The sequence below is a fragment of the Duganella sp. P38 genome, from assembly GCF_050859475.1.
Taxonomy (GTDB): Bacteria; Pseudomonadota; Gammaproteobacteria; order Burkholderiales; family Burkholderiaceae_D; genus Rugamonas.
In genome coordinates this window covers 5,041,545-5,061,171 of sequence record NZ_CP193936.1, presented here as the reverse complement: position 1 = coordinate 5,061,171, position 19,627 = coordinate 5,041,545, and the positions used below count along the sequence as shown (strand labels likewise).

At 62.7% G+C, this 19,627-nt stretch carries 17 protein-coding genes and 2 pseudogenes; 16 read left to right on the top strand and 3 right to left on the bottom strand.

The genetic code is table 11. The annotated features are described in order from the left end of the window. The first annotated feature begins 10 nt into the window (after window positions 1-10). From ACRQ5J_RS23555 to ACRQ5J_RS23545, 3 genes and pseudogenes are all read left to right on the top strand, one after another. The gene (locus ACRQ5J_RS23555) at window positions 11-1,228 is read left to right on the top strand and encodes an ABC transporter permease subunit (protein WP_432380284.1); all 1,218 of its coding nucleotides are present in this window, start codon (window positions 11-13) and stop codon (window positions 1,226-1,228) included. Window positions 1,229-1,241: 13 nt separating this feature from the next. Next, window positions 1,242-2,012 (top strand): ABC transporter ATP-binding protein, encoded by a 771-nt coding sequence (locus tag ACRQ5J_RS23550; protein ID WP_432380282.1) that lies wholly within the window; start codon window positions 1,242-1,244, stop codon window positions 2,010-2,012. Then, window positions 2,012-2,735: pseudogene (locus tag ACRQ5J_RS23545) on the top strand (ABC transporter ATP-binding protein). Before ACRQ5J_RS23550 ends, ACRQ5J_RS23545 begins: the two are co-directional and overlap by 1 nt. Window positions 2,736-3,122: 387 nt before the next feature. On the opposite strand, the gene phaP reads toward ACRQ5J_RS23545, so the two are convergent. After that, entirely contained in the window at window positions 3,123-3,683 is a 561-nt protein-coding gene (gene phaP, locus ACRQ5J_RS23540; protein ID WP_432380280.1) for a TIGR01841 family phasin, read from the bottom strand. A 335-nt stretch (window positions 3,684-4,018) separates the two neighbouring features. On the opposite strand from phaP, the gene ACRQ5J_RS23535 reads away from it, so the two are divergent. The 3 genes from ACRQ5J_RS23535 (at window position 4,019) to pbpG (ending at window position 6,834) form a co-directional block, all read left to right on the top strand. Next, on the top strand, window positions 4,019-4,930 hold the full coding sequence (locus ACRQ5J_RS23535; RefSeq protein WP_432380279.1) for a DMT family transporter: 912 nt from the start codon (window positions 4,019-4,021) through the stop codon (window positions 4,928-4,930). Window positions 4,931-4,940: 10 nt separating this feature from the next. Further along, complete coding sequence (locus ACRQ5J_RS23530; RefSeq protein WP_432380276.1) at window positions 4,941-5,636, top strand: nitroreductase; 696 nt, start codon at window positions 4,941-4,943, stop codon at window positions 5,634-5,636. 250 nt (window positions 5,637-5,886) lie between these two features. Continuing rightward, a complete protein-coding gene (pbpG, locus tag ACRQ5J_RS23525; RefSeq protein ID WP_432380274.1) occupies window positions 5,887-6,834 on the top strand; it encodes a D-alanyl-D-alanine endopeptidase in 948 nt (315 codons plus the stop codon). Here pbpG and ACRQ5J_RS23520 read toward each other — a convergent pair. Beyond that, window positions 6,816-7,594 (bottom strand): annotated as a pseudogene (locus tag ACRQ5J_RS23520) (IclR family transcriptional regulator). The gene pbpG and the pseudogene ACRQ5J_RS23520 sit on opposite strands and share 19 nt — an antisense overlap. A 105-nt stretch (window positions 7,595-7,699) precedes the next feature. Here ACRQ5J_RS23520 and ACRQ5J_RS23515 point away from each other — a divergent pair. The 10 genes from ACRQ5J_RS23515 to ACRQ5J_RS23470 all read left to right on the top strand — a co-directional run bounded on the left by ACRQ5J_RS23515 (window position 7,700) and on the right by ACRQ5J_RS23470 (window position 17,011). Further along, a complete protein-coding gene (locus tag ACRQ5J_RS23515; protein ID WP_432380272.1) occupies window positions 7,700-8,083 on the top strand; it encodes a diacylglycerol kinase in 384 nt (127 codons plus the stop codon). Between the two features lie 57 nt (window positions 8,084-8,140). Further along, window positions 8,141-9,175, top strand: a complete 1,035-nt coding sequence (locus ACRQ5J_RS23510) for a sulfate ABC transporter substrate-binding protein (protein ID WP_432383716.1) — start codon at window positions 8,141-8,143, stop codon at window positions 9,173-9,175. A gap of 5 nt (window positions 9,176-9,180) precedes the next feature. Continuing rightward, entirely contained in the window at window positions 9,181-9,735 is a 555-nt protein-coding gene (locus ACRQ5J_RS23505) for an RBBP9/YdeN family alpha/beta hydrolase (protein WP_432380270.1), read from the top strand. A 24-nt stretch (window positions 9,736-9,759) separates the two neighbouring features. After that, window positions 9,760-10,398 carry a peroxiredoxin gene (locus ACRQ5J_RS23500; protein ID WP_090181715.1) on the top strand — a complete coding sequence of 213 codons (639 nt, stop codon included), beginning with the start codon at window positions 9,760-9,762 and terminating at the stop codon, window positions 10,396-10,398. Between the two features lie 242 nt (window positions 10,399-10,640). After that, on the top strand, window positions 10,641-11,417 hold the full coding sequence (locus tag ACRQ5J_RS23495; protein ID WP_432380268.1) for a sulfite exporter TauE/SafE family protein: 777 nt from the start codon (window positions 10,641-10,643) through the stop codon (window positions 11,415-11,417). A 96-nt stretch (window positions 11,418-11,513) separates the two neighbouring features. Continuing rightward, window positions 11,514-12,389, top strand: coding sequence for a sulfate ABC transporter permease subunit CysT (cysT, locus tag ACRQ5J_RS23490; RefSeq protein WP_432380266.1), 876 nt, complete (start codon window positions 11,514-11,516; stop codon window positions 12,387-12,389). A gap of 1 nt (window position 12,390) precedes the next feature. After that, on the top strand, window positions 12,391-13,281 hold the full coding sequence (gene cysW, locus ACRQ5J_RS23485) for a sulfate ABC transporter permease subunit CysW (protein ID WP_432380265.1): 891 nt from the start codon (window positions 12,391-12,393) through the stop codon (window positions 13,279-13,281). Window positions 13,282-13,285: 4 nt separating this feature from the next. Further along, window positions 13,286-14,356 (top strand): sulfate/molybdate ABC transporter ATP-binding protein, encoded by a 1,071-nt coding sequence (locus tag ACRQ5J_RS23480; protein WP_432380263.1) that lies wholly within the window; start codon window positions 13,286-13,288, stop codon window positions 14,354-14,356. Then, window positions 14,353-15,285: a CysB family HTH-type transcriptional regulator gene (locus ACRQ5J_RS23475; RefSeq protein ID WP_432380262.1), complete on the top strand. Its 933-nt coding sequence runs from the start codon at window positions 14,353-14,355 to the stop codon at window positions 15,283-15,285. The genes ACRQ5J_RS23480 and ACRQ5J_RS23475 overlap by 4 nt, the downstream gene beginning before the upstream one ends. 115 nt (window positions 15,286-15,400) lie before the next feature. Further along, window positions 15,401-17,011 (top strand): methyl-accepting chemotaxis protein, encoded by a 1,611-nt coding sequence (locus ACRQ5J_RS23470; RefSeq protein ID WP_432380260.1) that lies wholly within the window; start codon window positions 15,401-15,403, stop codon window positions 17,009-17,011. 111 nt (window positions 17,012-17,122) lie between these two features. On the opposite strand, the gene ACRQ5J_RS23465 is transcribed toward ACRQ5J_RS23470, so the two are convergent. Further along, a complete protein-coding gene (locus tag ACRQ5J_RS23465; protein WP_432380258.1) occupies window positions 17,123-19,459 on the bottom strand; it encodes a TonB-dependent receptor plug domain-containing protein in 2,337 nt (778 codons plus the stop codon). Window positions 19,460-19,627 lie beyond the last annotated feature (168 nt).

Here is a 19,627-nt window from a genome sequence, read left to right as displayed (position 1 = left end):
GGAGACGACCATGGCATTTGTGAGCTTCGACCTCAAGCGTCATCCGCGCCAGGCCTACGGCAGCTTGGCGGTGCTGGCCGTGCTGCTGGTGGCTTTCCCGTTCTTCGCGCAGGACTACGGCAACTCGTGGGTGCGCATCGCCGACATGGCGCTGCTGTATATCATGCTGGCGCTCGGCCTGAACATCGTGGTCGGCTTCGCCGGCCTGCTGGACCTCGGCTACATCGCCTTCTACGCGGTGGGCGCCTACCTGGCCGGCATGCTGGCCTCGCCGCAGTTCGCCACCATGCTGGAGTCGATGATTTACGACTATCCGGCGCTGGCGCAGGCGCTGGTGGCCCTTCTCGGGCCGGAAATCCAGCAGAACGGCATCCACCTGTCGGTGTGGGTGATCGTGCCGCTGGCGGCGGCGCTGGCCGGCCTGTTCGGCGCCTTGCTGGGCGCGCCGACGCTGAAGCTGCGCGGCGACTACCTGGCGATTGTCACGCTGGGCTTCGGTGAGATTATCCGTATTTTCATGCTGAACCTGAACGCGCCGATCAATTTCACCAACGGCCCGCAGGGCATCAATATGATCGACCCGATCCGCGTGTTCGGCGTCAACCTGTCCGGCGAGGCCGGCTCGCGCGCCACCGTGTTCATCGGCGACTACGGCATGCCGTCGGTGAATGCCTACTACTTCCTGTTCCTGTTCCTGTGCGTGCTGGTGGTGTTTGTCACCTCGCGCCTGCAGCACTCGCGCCTGGGCCGCGCCTGGGTGGCGATCCGCGAGGACGAGATCGCCGCGAAGGCGATGGGCATCAATACCCGCAACGTCAAGCTGCTGGCGTTCTCGATGGGCGCCTCGTTCGGCGGCATCGCCGGCGCCATGTTCGGCTCGTTCCAGGGCTTTGTGTCGCCGGAATCGTTCTCGCTGACCGAATCGATCCTGGTGCTGGCGATGGTGGTGCTGGGCGGCATCGGCCACATTCCGGGCGTGATCCTCGGCGGCACGCTGCTGGCGGCGCTGCCGGAGATCCTGCGCCACGTGGTGGAACCGTTGCAGGAGAAACTGTTCGGTCACGTGCTGATCGAAGCCGAAGTGCTGCGCCAGCTGCTGTACGGCCTGGCCCTGGTGCTGACCATGCTGCTGCGCCCGGCCGGCCTGTGGCCCGCGCCCAAGCATGAGGATCGCCCGGACGGCGACTCCGACAGCAAGAATCAATCGACCGGCGTAATGGCGGCCTGAGGAAGAGACAATCATGACTGAACAGGTAATTCTCCAGATCGCTGGCGTCAACAAGCGTTTCGGCGGCTTGCAGGCGCTGACCGATGTGGGCATCAAGATCATGCAGGGCCAGATTTACGGCCTGATCGGCCCGAACGGCGCCGGCAAGACCACTTTCTTCAACGTGATTACCGGCCTCTACCAGCCGGACACCGGCACTTTCGAGCTGGCCGGCAAGCCGTATTCGCCGTCGGCGCCGCACCAGGTGGCCAAGGCGGGCATCGCGCGCACCTTCCAGAATATCCGACTGTTCGGCGAGATGACGGCGCTGGAAAACGTCATGGTCGGCCGCCACGTGCGCTCGAAGCAAGGCGTGTTCGGCGCCATCTTCCGCCACAAGGCGGCGCGCGAGGAAGAGGCGGCGATCCGCCAGCGCGCGCAGGAGTTGCTGGATTTCGTCGGCATCGGCCAGTTTGCCAGCCGCACGTCCAAATTCCTGTCGTACGGCGACCAGCGCCGCCTGGAAATCGCCCGCGCGCTGGCGACCGATCCGCAACTGCTGGCGCTGGACGAACCGGCGGCCGGCATGAACGCCACCGAAAAGCTGGCACTGCGCGAACTGTTGATCAAGATCAAACAGCAGGGCAGGACGGTGTTGTTAATTGAACACGATGTCAAGATGATGATGAGCTTGTGCGACCGCATGATGGTGCTGGAATACGGCAAGCCGATCGCCGAGGGCCTGCCGGCGGAAATACAAAGCAATCAGGCGGTAATTGACGCCTACCTGGGAGGATCGCACTAATGAGCGACAACGTTCTAAAAGTATCGGGACTGAAAGTCGCATATGGCGGCATTAAAGCCGTCAAGGGGGTCGATCTCGAAGTAAAACAAGGGCGAATTAATCGCGCTGATTGGCGCCAATGGGGCTGGTAAAACCACAACGCTGAAAGCGATTACCGGCACGCTGCCGCCGTGCAAAGTCGAGGGCACGATTACTTATCAGGGGCAATCGCTGAAAGGCAGCAAGTCGTTCCATTTGGTTGAAAAGAAACTGGCGATGGTACCGGAAGGCCGTGGCGTATTTACCCGCATGACGATTCACGAGAATCTGATGATGGGTGCTTATACCCGCACCGATAAAGCCGGTAGTGAATCGGATATTGAAAAATGGTTTGCGGTGTTTCCCCGTTTAAAAGAACGCGCGCAGCAATTGGCCGGTACTTTATCTGGTGGCGAACAGCAAATGCTGGCGATGGCGCGTGCGTTAATGTCGCATCCACAGCTGTTATTGCTGGATGAACCGTCGATGGGTTTATCGCCGATTATGGTGGAAAAGATTTTCGAGGTTATTCGCACGGTGTCGAAAGAAGGTATTACTATTTTGCTGGTGGAGCAGAATGCGAAGCTGGCGCTACAGGCCGCGCATCGCGGGTACGTAATGGACTCCGGTAATATTACGATGACCGGGGCCGCCAGCGCTATGCTGGACGATCCGCGCGTGAAAGCCGCGTACCTGGGCGAATAACTCGCGCTTTCCTGAAAAGCCGTGCAGCGCAGGCTGTGCGGCTTTTTTGGGGCTGGGATATGCTAAAAATTGGTGCGTTCGTGCCGATTTTTGGCCGGAAGTGCATACTAGCGCCCGCACAGCGCCGTCGCACACCGCCATCCGCATATCCCCATCACACACCGCCGTCCGCACGCACCTTCCGCACAGCACGCATACCACGCACGCCACGCACACCACCGTCATTCCCGCGAAGGCGGGAATCCATGCTGAGCTTACCTTTGAGGCGGCCTGAAACTCACGCTGTGTATGGGTTCCCGCCTTCGCGGGAACGACGGGGGAATAAAAAAGCCCCCGCAGGGGCTTTCTGAAAATAACCGGCACCCTACCGTGCCGGATAATTTCTATTTATTTCTTCACTGGCGCAACCTTGGCGGCAGCGGTATTGAATTGATTTACCGCAGCGCTAACATTGCTTTCAAACGATTCAACCGCTTGTTTTGCAGTTTTGGTAAATTGCTCGTAACCGGCGGTGGCATTGCCAATCGCCGATTTAAACAGGGCGACAGCATTTTCAGTGCCGGCTGGCGCGTTTTTGCTGACTTCATCGACCAGCGAAATAACCTTGCGGTTGGTTTCGGCGATCTGGGTTTCTGCGGCTTTGCTGAATTCAGCGCCGGTGCTGGTTGCGATGGTCGCCAGGTGACGGCCGTAAGCGATGGTTTTTTCAGCGCTTGGTTGAGCCTGAGCAGTGGCCAGCGAGAAGAATTCTTGTGGATCTTTAGCAGCCAGCAATTGCTTGGTGGTGGCCGACGTTTCTTCCAGCGAGGCCTTGGCCGCGGTCAGGTTCAGGTCGACGAATTTCTCCACGCCTTCAAATGCCTTGTTGGTCAGGGTCGAGAAGATCGCGAACTGGGCTTCGAAATTAGCTTTGGTCGCATTGGAAAATTGCTCAGGAATCGAAAACATTTAGATCTCCAGAAATAGTCGTTGATTGAATTACTGCTTGTGTTTCTACCGTCGGTGAGAAACAGGCAAACTTCGTTTCAGACCGAACAACATATTGTGCAACGCAACACGATCAATTTTAAGCCCCTCAAAAATTAAGTCAAGCGCTTTTTTGTGCGTTGCATCAAAGAACGATCAACTAGTTGTGCTAGCTAATTCCTGACCGCAACTTCCTCGGCCACGCAAGGAAAATAGCGGCCTGCCGGCCGGAAGTTGTCTGACGTGTTAGACTCAAGGCCACCGGTTTCGGCGTCGTTCAGCGGCGCCGATTGCCTTCCATTTCACAAGTCAGCCTGATGTCCAACACGCCTTCCGCCGTTCCCACGACCCGGCACGCCAGTTTTTTGTCGCCGATTCCGATGTTTTTCGTGCTGTTGTGGAGCAGCGGCTTCATCGTCGCCAAGTTCGGCCTGCCGTACGCGCCGCCGCTGACCTTCATCCTGCTGCGCTTTCTCTGCGTGCTGGCGGTGCTGGCGCCGGTGGTGCTGGCGTTGCGCGCGCCGTGGCCGCCGCTACGCCAGGTCGGCCATATCGCTGTCGCCGGGCTGCTGGTGCAGGCCGGCTACCTGATCGGCGTGTGGTGCGCCATCAAGCAGGGGATGCCAGCCGGCCTGTCGGCCTTGATTGTCGGCATGCAGCCGATCCTGACCGCGTTTGCCGCGCCGCTGATTGGCGAGAAAGTGCTGCCGCGCCAGTGGCTGGGCCTGATTTTCGGCATCGGCGGCGTAGCGCTGGTGGTGGCCGCCAAGATACAGCTGGTCGGCCTGTCGGCTGCGGCAATCCTGCTGTGTGTGCTGGCGCTGGTCAGCATCACCTGCGGCACCCTGTATCAGAAGCACCATTGCCCGCAATTCGACCTGCGCGTCGGCACCGTGATCCAGTTTGCCGCCTCGACCATTCTGGTCTTGCCGCTGGCCGTGATCTTCGAGGGACTGGGGCCGGACTTTGCTGCGGTGCAGTGGACGCCGCGCTTTATCGGCGCGCTGGCCTGGGCGGTGTTGGGCGTGTCGATCTGCGCGATTTTCCTGCTGTTCGCCTTAATCCGCCGAAATGACGCCACCCAGGTCACCAGTTTGCTGTATCTGACGCCGCCGACTACCGCTATCATGGCCTGGCTGATGTTTGGCGAAGCTTTTAATGCGCTCGGCATGGCTGGCATGTTGCTGGCGGTGACGGGCGTGATCTTCGTGGTCAAGAAACCAAAGTGAGCAAGAACGCATGATTTCAACTCCCGAGCAGCAAGCGGTCGATGCCGCCATCACCTCGCGCCGCTCGATCCGCGCTTACCTGCCGACGCCGGTGGCGCGCGACGATATCGAGCAGATCCTGCGGGTGGCGGGCAGGGCGCCTTCCGGCACCAACACGCAGCCGTGGAAAGTCCACGTGCTGCAAGGCGAGGCCAAGCGGCGCTTGTCTTCGGCGATACTGGCCGCATATAACGATCCAGAGCAGGCGCTACAGCACAAGGAAGAGTACGCCTACTATCCGCAGCAATGGGTGTCGCCATATATCGACCGGCGCCGCAAGGTCGGCTGGGATTTGTACGCGCTGCTGGGCCTGACCCGCGACAACAAGGCCGGCATGGCCGCCCAGCACGGCAAGAACTATGACTTCTTCGGCGCCCCGGTCGGCCTGATCTTCACTATCGACCGCATCATGGAGCAAGGATCGTGGCTGGACTATGGCATGTTCCTGCAAAATATTATGATCGCCGCCCGCGCACGCGGTCTTGATACCTGCCCGCAAGCCGCTTTTACGCAGTACCACCGCATCATCGCCGCGCAGCTGGCGCTGCCGGAAGGCGAAACCGTGGTGTGCGGCATGGCGCTCGGTGTGGCGGATTTGAGCCAGATCGAAAATTCTTTGCAGACCGAGCGCATGGCGCTGCCGGAATTTGTTAAATTTGTTGAATAGGCATAGCTTGCCTTTTCCTATATTGCGTGAACACAACCAATGCTGCCGTGAGTGTTAAATTTTCTTGCGCTCGCGCAGCGATTTGCTACACTGCAACGGCTCGGTTGAATTCTTTTTTGGGGATACGAATGGTCAAACTCGCATTAAGCGCGCTGATTTCGCTGATGTTTGCTTCCGCCGCCATCGCGGCGCCGGCAACCGATAGCGCTGCCGCGCCCAAAAACAGGTCGTGAAGAAAAAGCGCCAGACCATGCGTCTGGCAGCGCCGGTTGCTAGTGACCGCGTGGTCAAGCGCACGGTTAAGGTCAATGGCAAGCGCAAGGTGGTGTACCAGCGCGTGCTGGCCGCCGCGCCGGCCATGCCGACCATGGGCGATCTGGCCGGCCTGAACAAAACCGACGATCCGTTGTCGCTGGCGTCGAACGTGGCGCTGGTGCTGGACCAGGCCAACTCGGAAGTGCTGTTCGAGAAAAATTCCAACGTCGCCCTGCCAATCGCCTCCATCACCAAGATGATGACCGGCCTGATCGTGGTGGAAGCCAAGCAGGACATGGACGAAATCCTCACCATCACCGATGAGGACGTGGACCGCGAAAAATTCAGCAGCTCGCGCCTGAAGGTCGGCACGCAGATGAGCCGCGCCAGCATGCTGCACATCGCGCTGATGAGCTCGGAAAACCGCGCCGCTTCGGCGCTGGGCCGCAACTACCCGGGCGGCAAGCCGGCCTTCGTCGAAGCGATGAACGCCAAGGCGCGCGAACTGGGCATGAGCGACACCCACTATGTCGATTCCAGCGGCCTGTCGAAAATGAATGTGGCCAGCGCGCGCGACCTCGCCAAGCTGGCGATGGCCGCCTACCAGCAGCCGGTGCTGCGCCAGTTCTCCACCGATCCGAAAGCCATCGTCGAAACCAGCAACGGCCGCCCGATGCAGTTCGGCACCACCAACCATCTGGTGGCCAGCCCGGACTGGGCGATCGGCTTGCAGAAAACCGGCTTCATCAACGAAGCCGGGCGTTGCCTGCTGATGCAGGCGGTGATCGAAGGCCGCTCGGTCATCATGGTGTTCCTCGATTCCAAGGGCAAGCAGTCGCGGACGGCCGACGCCGGCCGCATGCGCAAATGGCTGGAAGCGCTGCGCCCGGCCAACCTGGTCGGCGGCGGCGTCGCCACCACGCCTTATTCGACCGGCATGTAACCGAGGGTGACGGAGATCTGGCGCGCGGTCAGCACCAGATCTTCCAGCCAGTCTTCCTGCAGGCGGTCGGCCGGCGCCGAGATCGACAGGCCGGCGATCAGCTTGCCGCTGTCGTCGTAGATGCCGGCGGCCATGCAGCGCACTCCCAGTTCCAGTTCCTCGTTATCGCGCGAGTAGCCGCGCGATTTCACCAGGCTCAGCTCGCGCTCCAGCTTGCCCAGATCGGTAATCGAATTCTTGTTGTGCCCGGCCAGGCCGGTGCGCGTCGCATACGCGCGGATGGCTTTCGGCTCGTCGACCGACAGGAACAGCTTGCCGGTCGAGGTCAGGTGCAGCGGGCCGCGGCCGCCGATCGCGCGCACCACCTGCATGCCCGAGCGTTCGGAGAAGGCGCGGTCGATGTAGACGATCTCGTCACCTTGCCGTACCGACAGATTGATTGTCTGCTGGGTTTTTTGTGCAGTGCGCGCATGAAGTCCAGCGCAGCCTCGCGCACCGACAGCCGGCTCTTGACCACATTGCCCAGTTCCAGCAGCCGCATGCCGAGCCTGTAGGTGCCCGGCTCGACCCGGTCGACAAAGCGGGTGACCACCATGTCGTTCAGAATCCGGTGCGCGGTGGACGGATGTAGCCCCGAGACCTTGGATAATTCCTTGAGGCTGACGGGATCGGGATACTTGGCCAGGGCATCGAGCAGCGCCACCATGCGCTCGATCACTTGGATAGTGGTCTTTTGCTCTGGAACGGTTTCGATTTTCATGATGTGGTTGGTGCAATGCAGAATTCGATAATTGATTTATACCATAATGTGGAAAAAAGCGGAATTGGATGCATAATATGCTATTCACCCGTTACCACAGCCATCATGCAACCAGTCAGCGAATTCAAAAGCAAAAGCGGTCTTAAGCGTATTTACACGGCGTTTCTCTACTCCATCGACGGCTTCCGCGCCGCCTGGCGCAACGAGCACGCCTTCCGCCAGGAAGTCAGCGTGTTCGTGGTCGGCGCCGTCATTGCGCTGCTGCTGAAGGTGTCGGCGTTTGAAAAGCTGGTGCTGATCGGCGTGTTGCTGCTGATTCTGATTGTTGAACTGATCAACTCGTCAATCGAGGCGGTGGTGGACCGGGTGTCGCTGGAACGCCATCCGTTGTCGAAAAACGCCAAGGATTTCGGCAGCGCGGCGGTGCTGCTGACCTGCTTGCTGGCGGTCGCCACCTGGAGCGTGGTGCTGTATAACCGCTTCATATGATTTTCCGGTATATAGAACTAAAAAAAGCTTAGTTCTAATTTATAAAGCGCGCCGGTAATCTGGAGCCCTTCACTACTAGGGGAATCCAATGTTGTCCAAAAAATCATTGCCGCCGCTGTTCTCGCCGTCACCGCCGTTGCCCCAGCCCTGGCTGCGGACATCTCGCTGCTGAATGTGTCGTATGACCCGACCCGCGAGCTGTACCAGGACGTCAACACGGCATTCGCCAAAGAGTGGAAAGCCAAAACCGGCGACAACGTCAAGATCAAGCAATCGCACGGCGGCTCCGGCAAGCAGGGCCGCGCGGTGATCGATGGCCTGGAAGCGGACGTGGTGTCGCTGGCGCTGGCCTACGACATCGACGCTATCGCCGAGCACAAGCTGCTGTCGCCTGAGTGGCAGAAAAAGCTGCCGCACAACAGCACCCCGTACACCTCGACCATCGTGTTCCTGGTCCGCAAGGGCAACCCGAAAGCCATCAAGGACTGGGCTGACCTGATCAAGCCGGGCGTGTCGGTGATTACCCCGAATCCGAAGACCTCGGGCGGCGCCCGCTGGAACCACTTGGCCGCCTACGGCTACGCGCTGCGCCAGCCGGGCGGCAGCGAAGCCACCGCCAAGGACTACCTGACCAAGCTGTACAAGAATGTGCCGGTGCTCGATTCCGGCGCGCGCGGCGCCACCACCACCTTCGTCGAGCGCGGCATCGGCGACGTGCTGATCGCCTGGGAAAACGAAGCGCTGCTGGCGATCAAGGAACTGGGTCCGACCAAGTTCGACATCGTGGCGCCGTCGGTTTCCATCCTGGCCGAGCCGCCGGTGGCGGTGGTCGATAAAGTGGTCGACAAGCGCGGCACCCGCAAGGTGGCCGAGGCTTACCTGAACTTCCTGTACACCGACGAAGCGCAGGACATCATCGCCAAGAACTACTACCGTCCGGCCACCGAGAAAGCGGCCAAGAAATACGCCGGCCAGTTCCCGAACGTGAAGCTGTTCACCATCGCCGACGTGGCGGGCGGCTGGACCAAGGCGCAGAAGACCCACTTCGCCGACGGCGGCCTGTTCGACCAGATCTACCAGCCTAACAAGTAATGACCATGAGCGGCGCCTTTGAACAGTTGCGCGTGCTGATTGCGCCCGGTCTGCATAACAGCGGACCGGAGCACTGGCAAAGCCGCTGGCAACGCCTGTTCCCCGCCTTCGAGCGGGTGCAGCAGGACGATTGGGAGGCGCCGGACCTGCCGCGCTGGTCGGCCCGGGTGGACGAGTTGCGCCAGCGTGCCGCAGGCCCCACGCTGATCGTCGGCCACAGCTTCGGCGCGCTGGCCACCGTGCACAGCGTGGCGCGCGATCCGCACGGGGTGGCCGGCGTGCTGCTGGTGGCGCCGGCCGATCCGGATAAGTTCAACGTCGCCGCGCTGCTGCCGCAAGAAGCGCTGGCGGTGCCGTCGATCATGGTGGGCAGCACCAACGATCCGTGGATGGCGGCGCCGCGCGCGCAGCTGTGGGCGCACCGCTGGCAGAGCCGTTTTATCAATGGCGGACCGCTGGGGCACATCAATGCCGAGTCCGGCCTGGGCGATTGGCCGGAAGGTTTGGAAACCTTGTATTTTTTAGCAGAGCAGGCGCACAATGGTGTATTGTCCGCATGATCCTTTCTACTCTGGAGACTAACCATGACTATCCGTCTGGGCGATACCGCCCCTGATTTCGAACAAGATTCCTCCATCGGTCCGCTGAAGTTCCATGAGTGGGCTGGCAATTCGTGGGTGGTGCTGTTTTCGCACCCGGCCGATTTCACGCCGGTGTGCACCACCGAGCTGGGCCTGACCGCCAAGCTGAAACCGGAGTTCGACAAGCGCAATGTGAAGGCGATTGCGCTGTCGGTCGATCCGGCCGAGTCGCACAAGAACTGGATCAAGGATATCGAGGAAACGCAGAAGACCGTGGTGGGCTTCCCGATTGTTGCCGATGCCGACCGCAAGGTGTCGACGCTGTACGATATGATCCACCCGGAGGCGTCGGCCACCGCCACCGTGCGTTCGCTGTTCGTCATCGATCCGAACAAGAAGGTGCGCCTGACCATTACCTATCCGATGAGCACCGGCCGCAACTTCGACGAGGTACTGCGCGTGATCGATGCGCTGCAGCTGACCGATGGCTATACCGTGGCTACGCCGGGCAACTGGAAGGATGGCGATGATGTCATTATCCCGCTGACCGTGCAGGACCCGGAGGTGCTGAAGCAGAAGTATCCGAAAGGCTTTACCGCCGAGCGTCCTTACCTGCGGGTGACGCCGCAGCCGAACAAGTAAGCGTCATTCCGCATCGGCGGACGCCGCGTAGGCGGCAACCCGTCATTCCCCGCGCAGGCGGCAACCCGTCATTCCCGCGCAGGCGGGAATCCATGCGGAGTTGGCTGAATCAGCGTTCCATGGGTTCCCGCCTGCGCGGCGGTCCGCCGATGCGGAACGACGGTGGATAAGCTTATGAGTTTTTCGTTGTTGGGTTTGCTTCCCAGACTAGGTAACCTGCGGGCCTACTTTGGGAAAGCGTTATGGATTTGCAGTTTGTCGCATCAGGATTCGCAGTTGGCCTGCTGGTCGGCATGACCGGCGTTGGCGGCGGTTCGCTGATGACGCCGCTCCTGACCTTGCTGTTCGGCGTCACCCCCGCCGTGGCGGTCGGCACCGACCTCGCGTTCGCCTCGCTGACCAAGGGCGTCGGCACCTTCACCCATCGCCTGCGCGGCACGGTCCACTGGGACATCGTGCGCCGCCTGTGCCTCGGCGCGCTGCCGGCGGCGCTGTGCGCCAGCCTTGCGCTCAAGCACTTCGGCACCCTCAGCCACGAGATGGGCCAGATCATCCGTTACACCATCGCCGGCTCGGTCATGCTCACCGTCACCGCGCTGCTGTTCAAGCGCCAGATGCTGGCCTGGGTCACCGCGCATCCCGAGCGCCAATTGCAGGGCAGGGCGCTACGCAACGCCACCATTATTTCGGGCGCCATGCTGGGCGTGCTGGTGACGATCTCATCAATCGGCGCCGGCGCCATCGGCGCGACCCTGCTGGTGATGCTCTACCCGCGCCTGACGGCCGCCGAAGTGGCCGGCACCGACATCGCCTACGCCGTGCCGCTGACCGCGATCGCCGCCATCGGCCACTGGTGGCTGGGCTCGATCGACTGGTCGCTACTGCTAACCTTGCTGGTCGGCTCCGTGCCCGGCATCACCCTCGGCGCCTACGTTGCCCGCGCCGTGCCCGAGCGCCTGCTGCGCGCTATCCTTGCGGTAACGTTGGTTGCCGTCGCAGTCAAGCTTGTATATAGCTGAATCATCTAATCAAATGACTATTGCTTCGTTTGTATTATGAAGCAATGATGAGAACATGCAGCCCTTATAGAAGGTTTTGTAATAAGGGAGCATCCAATGTCTGCTGTTCTTGCAGCGCCCGCGGCCGCCACAGCGGTGGCCAAACGGGGCGCACCGTTCCGCGTGATGCCAGGTTTCCGGCTCTCGCTGGGCTTCACCATTTTTTACCTGACGCTGATCGTGCTGATCCCGCTGTCGGCCGTGTTCCTGAAGACATTCACGCTGACCTGGGATTCGTTCTGGACCACGGTGACCTCGGCGCGCGTGGTGGCCTCGTACAAGCTGACTTTTGGCGCTTCGCTGATCGGCGCCTTCATCAACGTCATCTTCGGCGGCATCGTGGCGTGGGTGCTGGTGCGTTATGAGTTCCCCGGCAAGCGCATCGTCGATGCGCTGGTCGACCTACCGTTCGCGCTGCCAACCGCCGTGGCTGGCATTACGCTGACCGCGCTGTATTCGGCCAACGGCTGGCTGGGCCAGTTCATCGAAGGCTACCTCGGCATCAAGGTGGCGTTCACGCCGCTGGGCGTGGTGATCGCGCTGACCTTCATCGGCCTGCCGTTCGTGGTGCGCACGGTGCAGCCGGTGCTGGAAGACGCCGAGCGCGAACTGGAAGAGGCCGCCGCGAGCCTGGGTGCCAACGCCTGGCAGACCTTCACGCGCGTGGTGTTCCCGACCATTTTGCCGTCGCTGATGACCGGCTTCGCGCTGGCCTTCGCGCGCGCCACCGGCGAGTTCGGCTCGGTGATCTTCATCGCCGGCAATATGCCGATGGTGTCGGAGATTACGCCGCTGTTCATTATTACCAAGCTGGAGCAGTACGACTATGCCGGCGCTACCGCGATCGCGCTGGTGATGCTGGTGGTGTCCTTCATCCTGCTGTTGGCGATCAACCTGTTGCAAGCCTGGGCTCGCGGAAAGTCGGGGAAATAAAATGAGCGGAGCTCCTGTTACGCAAGTCCGGCGCGGCGAACTGCCGTCCAAGGCCGACATTCTGGAACCGCGCTGGGTGCGCGGCGTGCTGGTCGCCATCGCGCTGCTGTTCCTGACGCTGTTCCTGTTCATCCCGCTGGTGGCGGTGTTCTTCGAGGCGCTGAAAAAAGGCTGGGATGCCTACGTCACCGCCATTGTCGAGGAAGATGCGATCTCGGCCATCAAGCTGACGCTGATTACCGCCGCCATCGCCGTGCCGCTGAACCTGGTGTTTGGCGTGGCGGCGTCGTGGTGCATCGCCAAGTTCGAGTTCTGGGGAAAAAGCTTCCTGCTGACGCTGATCGACCTGCCGTTCTCGGTGTCGCCGGTGATCTCCGGCCTGATCTATGTGCTGCTGTTCGGCGCGCAAGGCTGGTTCGGTCCGTGGCTGATGGAACACGACATCAAGATCCTGTTCGCGGTGCCGGGCATTGTGCTGGCCACCATCTTCGTCACCTTCCCGTTCGTGGCGCGCGAGCTGATTCCGCTGATGCAGGCGCAGGGCAGCGAAGAGGAAGAAGCGGCCATCGTGCTGGGCGCGTCGGGCTGGGACACCTTCCGCCGCGTGACGCTGCCCAACATCAAGTGGGGCCTGCTGTACGGCGTGATCCTGTGCAACGCCCGCGCCATGGGCGAGTTCGGCGCGGTGTCGGTGGTGTCCGGCCACATCCGTGGCGAAACCAACACCATGCCGCTGCAAGTCGAGATCCTCTACAACGAATACAACTTTGCCGCCGCCTTTGCCGTGGCCTCGCTGCTGGCGCTGCTGGCGCTGGTGACCCTGGTTGTGAAAACTTTTATCGCCTGGCGCCTGAACGAATCCATCGCCGACGACGCACGTACTTCGGAGTAATACCATGACGATCCAAGTAAAAAACATCAACAAACGTTTCGGCGATTTTGTCGCGCTCAACAACATCTCGCTGGACTTCCCGCAGGGCGAGCTGACCGCGCTGCTCGGCCCGTCGGGCTGCGGCAAGACCACGCTGCTGCGCTGCATCGCCGGCCTCGAACATCCGGATTCCGGACAGGTGCTGCTGGACGGCGAGGACGCCTCGGACCGCCACGTGCGCGAGCGCCAGGTCGGTTTCGTATTCCAGCACTACGCGCTGTTCAAGCACATGACGGTGTTCGAGAACGTCGCCTTCGGCCTGCGCGTCAAGGCGCGCAGCGAGCGTCCGTCGGAAGAGCAGATCCGCCGCAAGGTCAAGGACCTGCTGGAGCTGGTGCAGCTGGACTGGCTGGCGGACCGCTATCCGCCGCAGTTGTCGGGCGGCCAGCGCCAGCGCATCGCGCTGGCGCGCGCGCTGGCGGTCGAGCCGCGCGTGCTGCTGCTGGACGAACCGTTTGGCGCGCTGGACGCGAAAGTGCGCAAGGAACTGCGCCGCTGGCTGCGCCGTTTGCACGACGAACTGCACGTGACCTCGATCTTCGTCACCCACGACCAGGAAGAGGCGCTGGAAGTGGCCGACCAGGTGGTGCTGATGAACAAGGGGAACGTCGAGCAGATCGGCGCGCCGGACGAGGTGTACAACCACCCGGCCTCGCCGTTCGTCTACGGCTTCCTGGGCAACGTCAACGTGTTCCATGGCCGCGTGCAGGACGGCGTGCTGGCCAGCGGCGACGCCTCTTTCACGGTGCCGGGCGCATCGGCGGCGGCCGGCAAGGGCACGGCCTATGTGCGTCCGCACGAGCTTGACGTGGACCGCTACACGCCGGGCGCGGAAGGCATCGTGGTCAAGCTGCGCCGCGCGCACGCCATCGGCCCGCTGGCCCAGCTGGACCTGGAGCGCGGCGATAACGCCGAACTGATCGAGGCCGTCATTCCCAACGAGCGCTTTATCAGCCTCGGCTTGAAGGAAGGCGAAACATTGGTGGTGCGTCCGAAGCGCTTGCGCGTGTTCGTGGACGAAGGAGCATCGGTATGAATTTCCAGCAACTGCGGTCGATCCGCGAAGCGGCCCGGCGCGGCTACAACCTGACCGAAGTGGCGAATGCGCTGTTCACCTCGCAGCCTGGCGTGTCGCGCCAGATCCGCGAGCTCGAGGACGAGCTGGGCGTGGTTATCTTCGAGCGCAACGGCAAGCGCCTGACCGGCATGACCGAGCCGGGCAAGGGCATTTTGAAAATCATCGATCGCCTGCTGATCGAGGCGGAGAATCTGCAACAGGCCAGCCTGGAATACACCGGCCAGCAAAGCGGCACCTTGAGCGTGGCGGCCACCCACACGCAGGCCCGCTATGCGCTGCCGAAAGTGGTGCAGAGCTTCCGCACCGCGTATCCGGACGTGCGCATCGCCTTGCAGCAGAGTGCGCCCGAGCACATCGCGGAATGGATTTTGTCCGGCAAGACCGACATCGGCATCGCCACCGAGGGCCTGTCGCAGTTCCCGGACCTGGTGTCGTTCCCGTGCTACCGCTGGAGCCACCTGATCGTGGTGCCGGACGGCCACCCGCTGCTGTCGCGTTCGCCGATCAGGCTGGAGGACCTGGCCGAGTTCCCGCTGATTACCTATGACGTCGGCTTCACCGGCCGCGGCCACATCGACGCCGCCTTCGCGCAAGCCGGCGTGCGCCCGGACATCGTGCTGACGGCGATGGATTCGGACGTCATCAAGCAGTATGTGTCGCTGGGCCTGGGCGTGGGCATTGTTGCCTCGATGGCGTTCGACCATGGCCGCGACAAGGGCATGCGCGCGGTGGAGGCGTCGCACCTGTTCGCGCAGAACACCACGCGGCTGGCCGTGCGCAAGGGCGCTTACCTGCGCTCGTATGCCTACCATTTCATCCAGCAATTCGCGCCGGACCTGACCCGCGCCGACATCGATGCCGCCCTCAACGGCGGTGACCTGGCCTGATTGATTGCCGCCGTCACATGAGTGTGGCGGCGGCAAAACAGTCGTGTAAATTTTCTAATTTTCGTATCGGAACAGCCATATACTGGATTCCTGCAACCATATCCGGGAGCGCGTAATGGGATTCGGCAATTGGAAAATCGGCTACCGGCTGGCGGCCGGTCTGGGCGTGGCCATCATCTTCATGATCGGCATCTCCATCGAAGGCATCAGCAATCTTGGCAAGCTGAATGCCAACACCAAGGACCTGGCTGCCGACAAAGTTCCCAAGGTCATACTGGCTTACGAAACGATAGGCGGCTTGAACGATGTCGCCCGCGCGATGCGCAACGCCATGCTGTCCAGCGATCCGGCCGTGGTCAGCGCGGAACTGGAGCGCGTCGAGAAACGCCGCGTGGAGAATGCCGAACGGCTCGACAAGCTGGGCAAGCTGATCGCCGATGACAACGATCCGCAAGGCAAGGCCAAACTCCAGGCTGTGCTGGACGCGCGCGAAAAATACGTGGTGGTGCAAAGCGTGTTTCTGAAGATGTCGCCCGATGCCGGCCGGCGCGACGAGTCGGTCAGATACCTGCTGACCACGGTGCGCAAGGAGCAGACCGCCTATCTGAACGCCTTGACCGACCTGGTCAAATACCAAAACGCAGCGATCGAGCAGACGGCGGCGGTGGCCGAACAATCGTATGCCAGCTCGCGCAACACCATGCTGGTGTTGACGGTGCTGGCGGCCGCGCTGGCGGCGTGGGTGATTTACGTCATCACGCGTAGCATCACGCAGCCGCTGAACCGCGCGGTGGGCATGGCGCAGGCGGTGGCCGGCGGCGACCTGACCATGCGCATGGAAGTGCATTCTTCCGACGAGACCGGACAGCTGCTGCGCGCGCTGATCGATATGAACGATGCGCTGGCGCGCACGGTCGGCCAGGTGCGGCAGGGCAGCGATACGATTGCCACCGCGTCGAACCAGATCGCCACCGGCAATATGGATTTGTCCTCGCGCACCGAGCAGCAGGCGTCCAGCCTGGAGGAAACGGCGTCGTCGATGGAGGAGCTGACCTCGACCGTCACGCAGAATGCGGAGAACGCGCGGCAGGCTACCCGGCTGGTGGTGGCCGCCTCGGATTACGCCAGCAAGGGCGGGCAGGTGGTGGGCGCGGTGGTGAGCACGATGGGCGCGATCAAGGAGAGTTCCAGCAAGATTGTCGACATCATCAGCGTGATCGATGGCATTGCGTTCCAGACCAACATCCTGGCCTTGAATGCGGCGGTGGAGGCGGCGCGTGCTGGCGAGCAGGGCCGGGGCTTCGCGGTGGTGGCGTCGGAGGTACGCACGCTGGCGCAGCGGTCGGCCTCGGCCGCCAGGGAGATCAAGGAGCTGATCGGGCGCTCGGTGGAAACGGTGGATGCGGGTACGGCGCTGGTGGATCAGGCGGGCAGCACGATGGAAAGCATCGTGCAGTCGGTGCGGCAGGTGGCGGAAATCATGCAGCAGATCAGCGCGGCTAGCAGCGAGCAGAGCACCGGCATCGAACAGGTCAACCAGGCGATTGTGTCGATTGATGATGTGACGCAGCAGAACGCGGCGCTGGTGGAGCAGGCCGCCGCCGCCGCGCAGAGCATGCGCGACCAGGCGGACTTGCTGGCGCAGGCCGTCAGCGTGTTCAAGCTGGCGGGCGGACCGCCGCCGGCCGCGCCGCGTCCCGCGCCACGCCACCTGGTCGTTGCGTAGGCGCCGCTGCAAACGGGCCGCCGCAGCGCGTCTGCGCCACGCCGGCGCGCGGCCCTTAGCGCCACTTATGCGCCACTTATGCGCCGAGCGGCGCCTGCGCGCCCTTGCGCGCTACCAGCTGAAGCCGGCCTTGGCGTAGTAGTAGCGGCCGTTGAAGCCGTTCGGCGCCCAGCCGCTGTAAGGGTAGATGCCGTTGGTGTTGAGGTTGCCAGCCGACGTCACCTGGTCCGGGTAGCGGTCGGTGGCGTTGTCGACACCCACCGTCAGCCGCCAGTTCTTGCCCAGCTTGACGTTGGCCGACAGGTCCAGCACCCATTGCGGATCGTAGGTCTGGTCCAGCGTCGCGTTGTTCTGCGGCACGGTGAAGCTGCCGTAGCGCGTGACCACTGCCCGCACGCCCCAGTTGGCCAGCGACCAGTCGGTGGCCAGGCTGAACTTGTCCTTCGGCGAACCGACCGTCAGGCGGTTGATGGTCTGGCGGTCGATCAAGGTCAGGCCGTTGGCGCTCAGGATGGCCGGATTGGCGTTGACGTGTTCCAGCTTGGTCTTGTTGTGGTTGTAGGCGGCGGTGAAGTCGAAGCGGCCGGCGTCGCGCGTTTCCCAGCGGTAGGTGCTGAGCAGGTCGACGCCGGTGGTGCGGGTGTCGATGGCGTTGGTGAAGTAGCGGCCGGCGCCGACCAGGATGCCCTGCGCCGCCAGCGTGTTTTGCAGCGCCGGGTTCAGCGTCATATTGGCCGACAGCGCGATGCGGTCGTCGATGTCGATGCGGTAGGCGTCGATCGACGCGGTCCAGTTGCGGCTCGGCTGCAACTGCAGGCCGAGGCTGTAGTTGCGCGCCTTCTCGGCCTTCAGCGGCGTGGCGCCCAGCGCGGCGGCGGCGGCGCTGCCGACCGCGAACGTGCCCGTCTCGATCGGCGTGTTGACGCCGTTGACCACCGAGAAATTGGTGGTGGTGATGGTGTAGAACTGCTGCGCCAGCGACGGCGCGCGGAAGCCGGACGAGGCCGTCGCGCGCAGCGACACCGCGTCGTTGAAAGCGTAGCGGGTCGACGCCTTGGCCGAGGTGGTGTTGCCGAAGTCGCTGTAGCGCTCGTGGCGCAGCGCGGCCGAGGCGGAGAGCTGCTTGCTGATCTCGGCCTCGAAGTTGGCGTAGACCGACTGGTTGTGGCGGCTGTTGCTGCCGGCGTTGACCGGGCGGAAGCCGGAGAAGCCCTGCGCGCCGCTGCCGCTGTACGAGGCCGCGTCGCCGGCGCCGATTTCATATTCCTCGTGGCGGTATTCGGCGCCCAGCGCCACCGTCAGCGGGCCGCTGAAGGCCTCGACCGGGAATTCGCGGGCGACGTCGAAGTTCAGCAGCGCCTGCGTGTTCTTCAGCTTGCCCGCGTAGAAATGGGTCGGGCTGTCGGCCAGCGACAGGTTGACCGTGTTGTCCAGGTCCAGCTTGAATTCATTGCTGCCGTAGTTGGCGCTCAGGTCCCAGCGCCAGCCGCTGGCTTCGCCGCGCAGGCCGGTCACCAGCGCGCTGTCGGTCGATTTGCTGTTTTCCAGCGGCAGGAAGCCCTCCGGGAACACCGGGCTGCGGCCGAAGCTGCGCCAGGTGGCCGCCGCCGAGGTCTTGCGCTGGCCGTAGTTGGCGAAAGCGTACCAGTCGATATTGTCGCTGACGCGGTACTGGCCGTTGACGAACAGCGTGCGCGGCTTGGTGTCCGGATCGCCGAAGCGCTGGTTGACCTGGCCGTAGCGCGGGTCGTTGGGGAAGCGGTAGTCGGCGCCGGCGCGGTTGGTCGGATCGCGGTCGGCGGCGTCCACCGCCAGCCGAACCCAGCCGTCTTCGCCGAGCTTGAAACCGGTCGAGCCGCGCAGCGACACCTGCTTGCCGTCGCGCTCCTGGTACTCGCCGAAGCCGATTTCGGCATCGCCGCCGTCCGCGCCTTTTTTCAGGATGATGTTGATGACGCCGGCGATGGCGTCGGAGCCGTACTGGGCGGCGGCGCCGTCGCGCAGCACCTCGATGTGGTCGATGGCCGACAGCGGAATCGCGTTCAGGTCCACCGGCGCCGAGCCGCGTCCCTGGGTGCCGTTGACGTTGACCACCGCCGACGCATGGCGCCGCTTGCCGTTGACCAGCACCAGCACCTGGTCCGGCGACAGGCCGCGCAGTTGCGCCGGGCGCACCGCGTCGGAGGCGTCGGCGCCGGACGGGCGCGGGAAGTTCAGCGACGGCAGCACGCGGCCCAGCACGGTGGCCAGCTCGGTCGAGCCGCTGGCTTGCAGCTCGCGCGCGCCGATGATGTCGACCGGCGACTCGGTGTCGATGGTGCGGCGGTTCTTGGCGTAGGTGCCGGTGACAACGATGGACTGCAATTCGCCATCGACGGGTTGTTCCTGGGCGAAGGCGGGTAGGACGACGGAGGAAATCAGGCTGGTCAGCAGCAGGGGACGTAGCATCGGGTGTCTCTTGAAAGTATGGATAGCAAAAAGCATATCAGCAGGCGCGTATGCTGCCCACTAATCGTTGTGACTAATCATATTCAAGTTCTGGATATAACGTCGCCCCGTCGTTGCCGCGCAGGCGGGAACCCATGCTGACTGCGCGCCAACATGCACGCGCTCTAT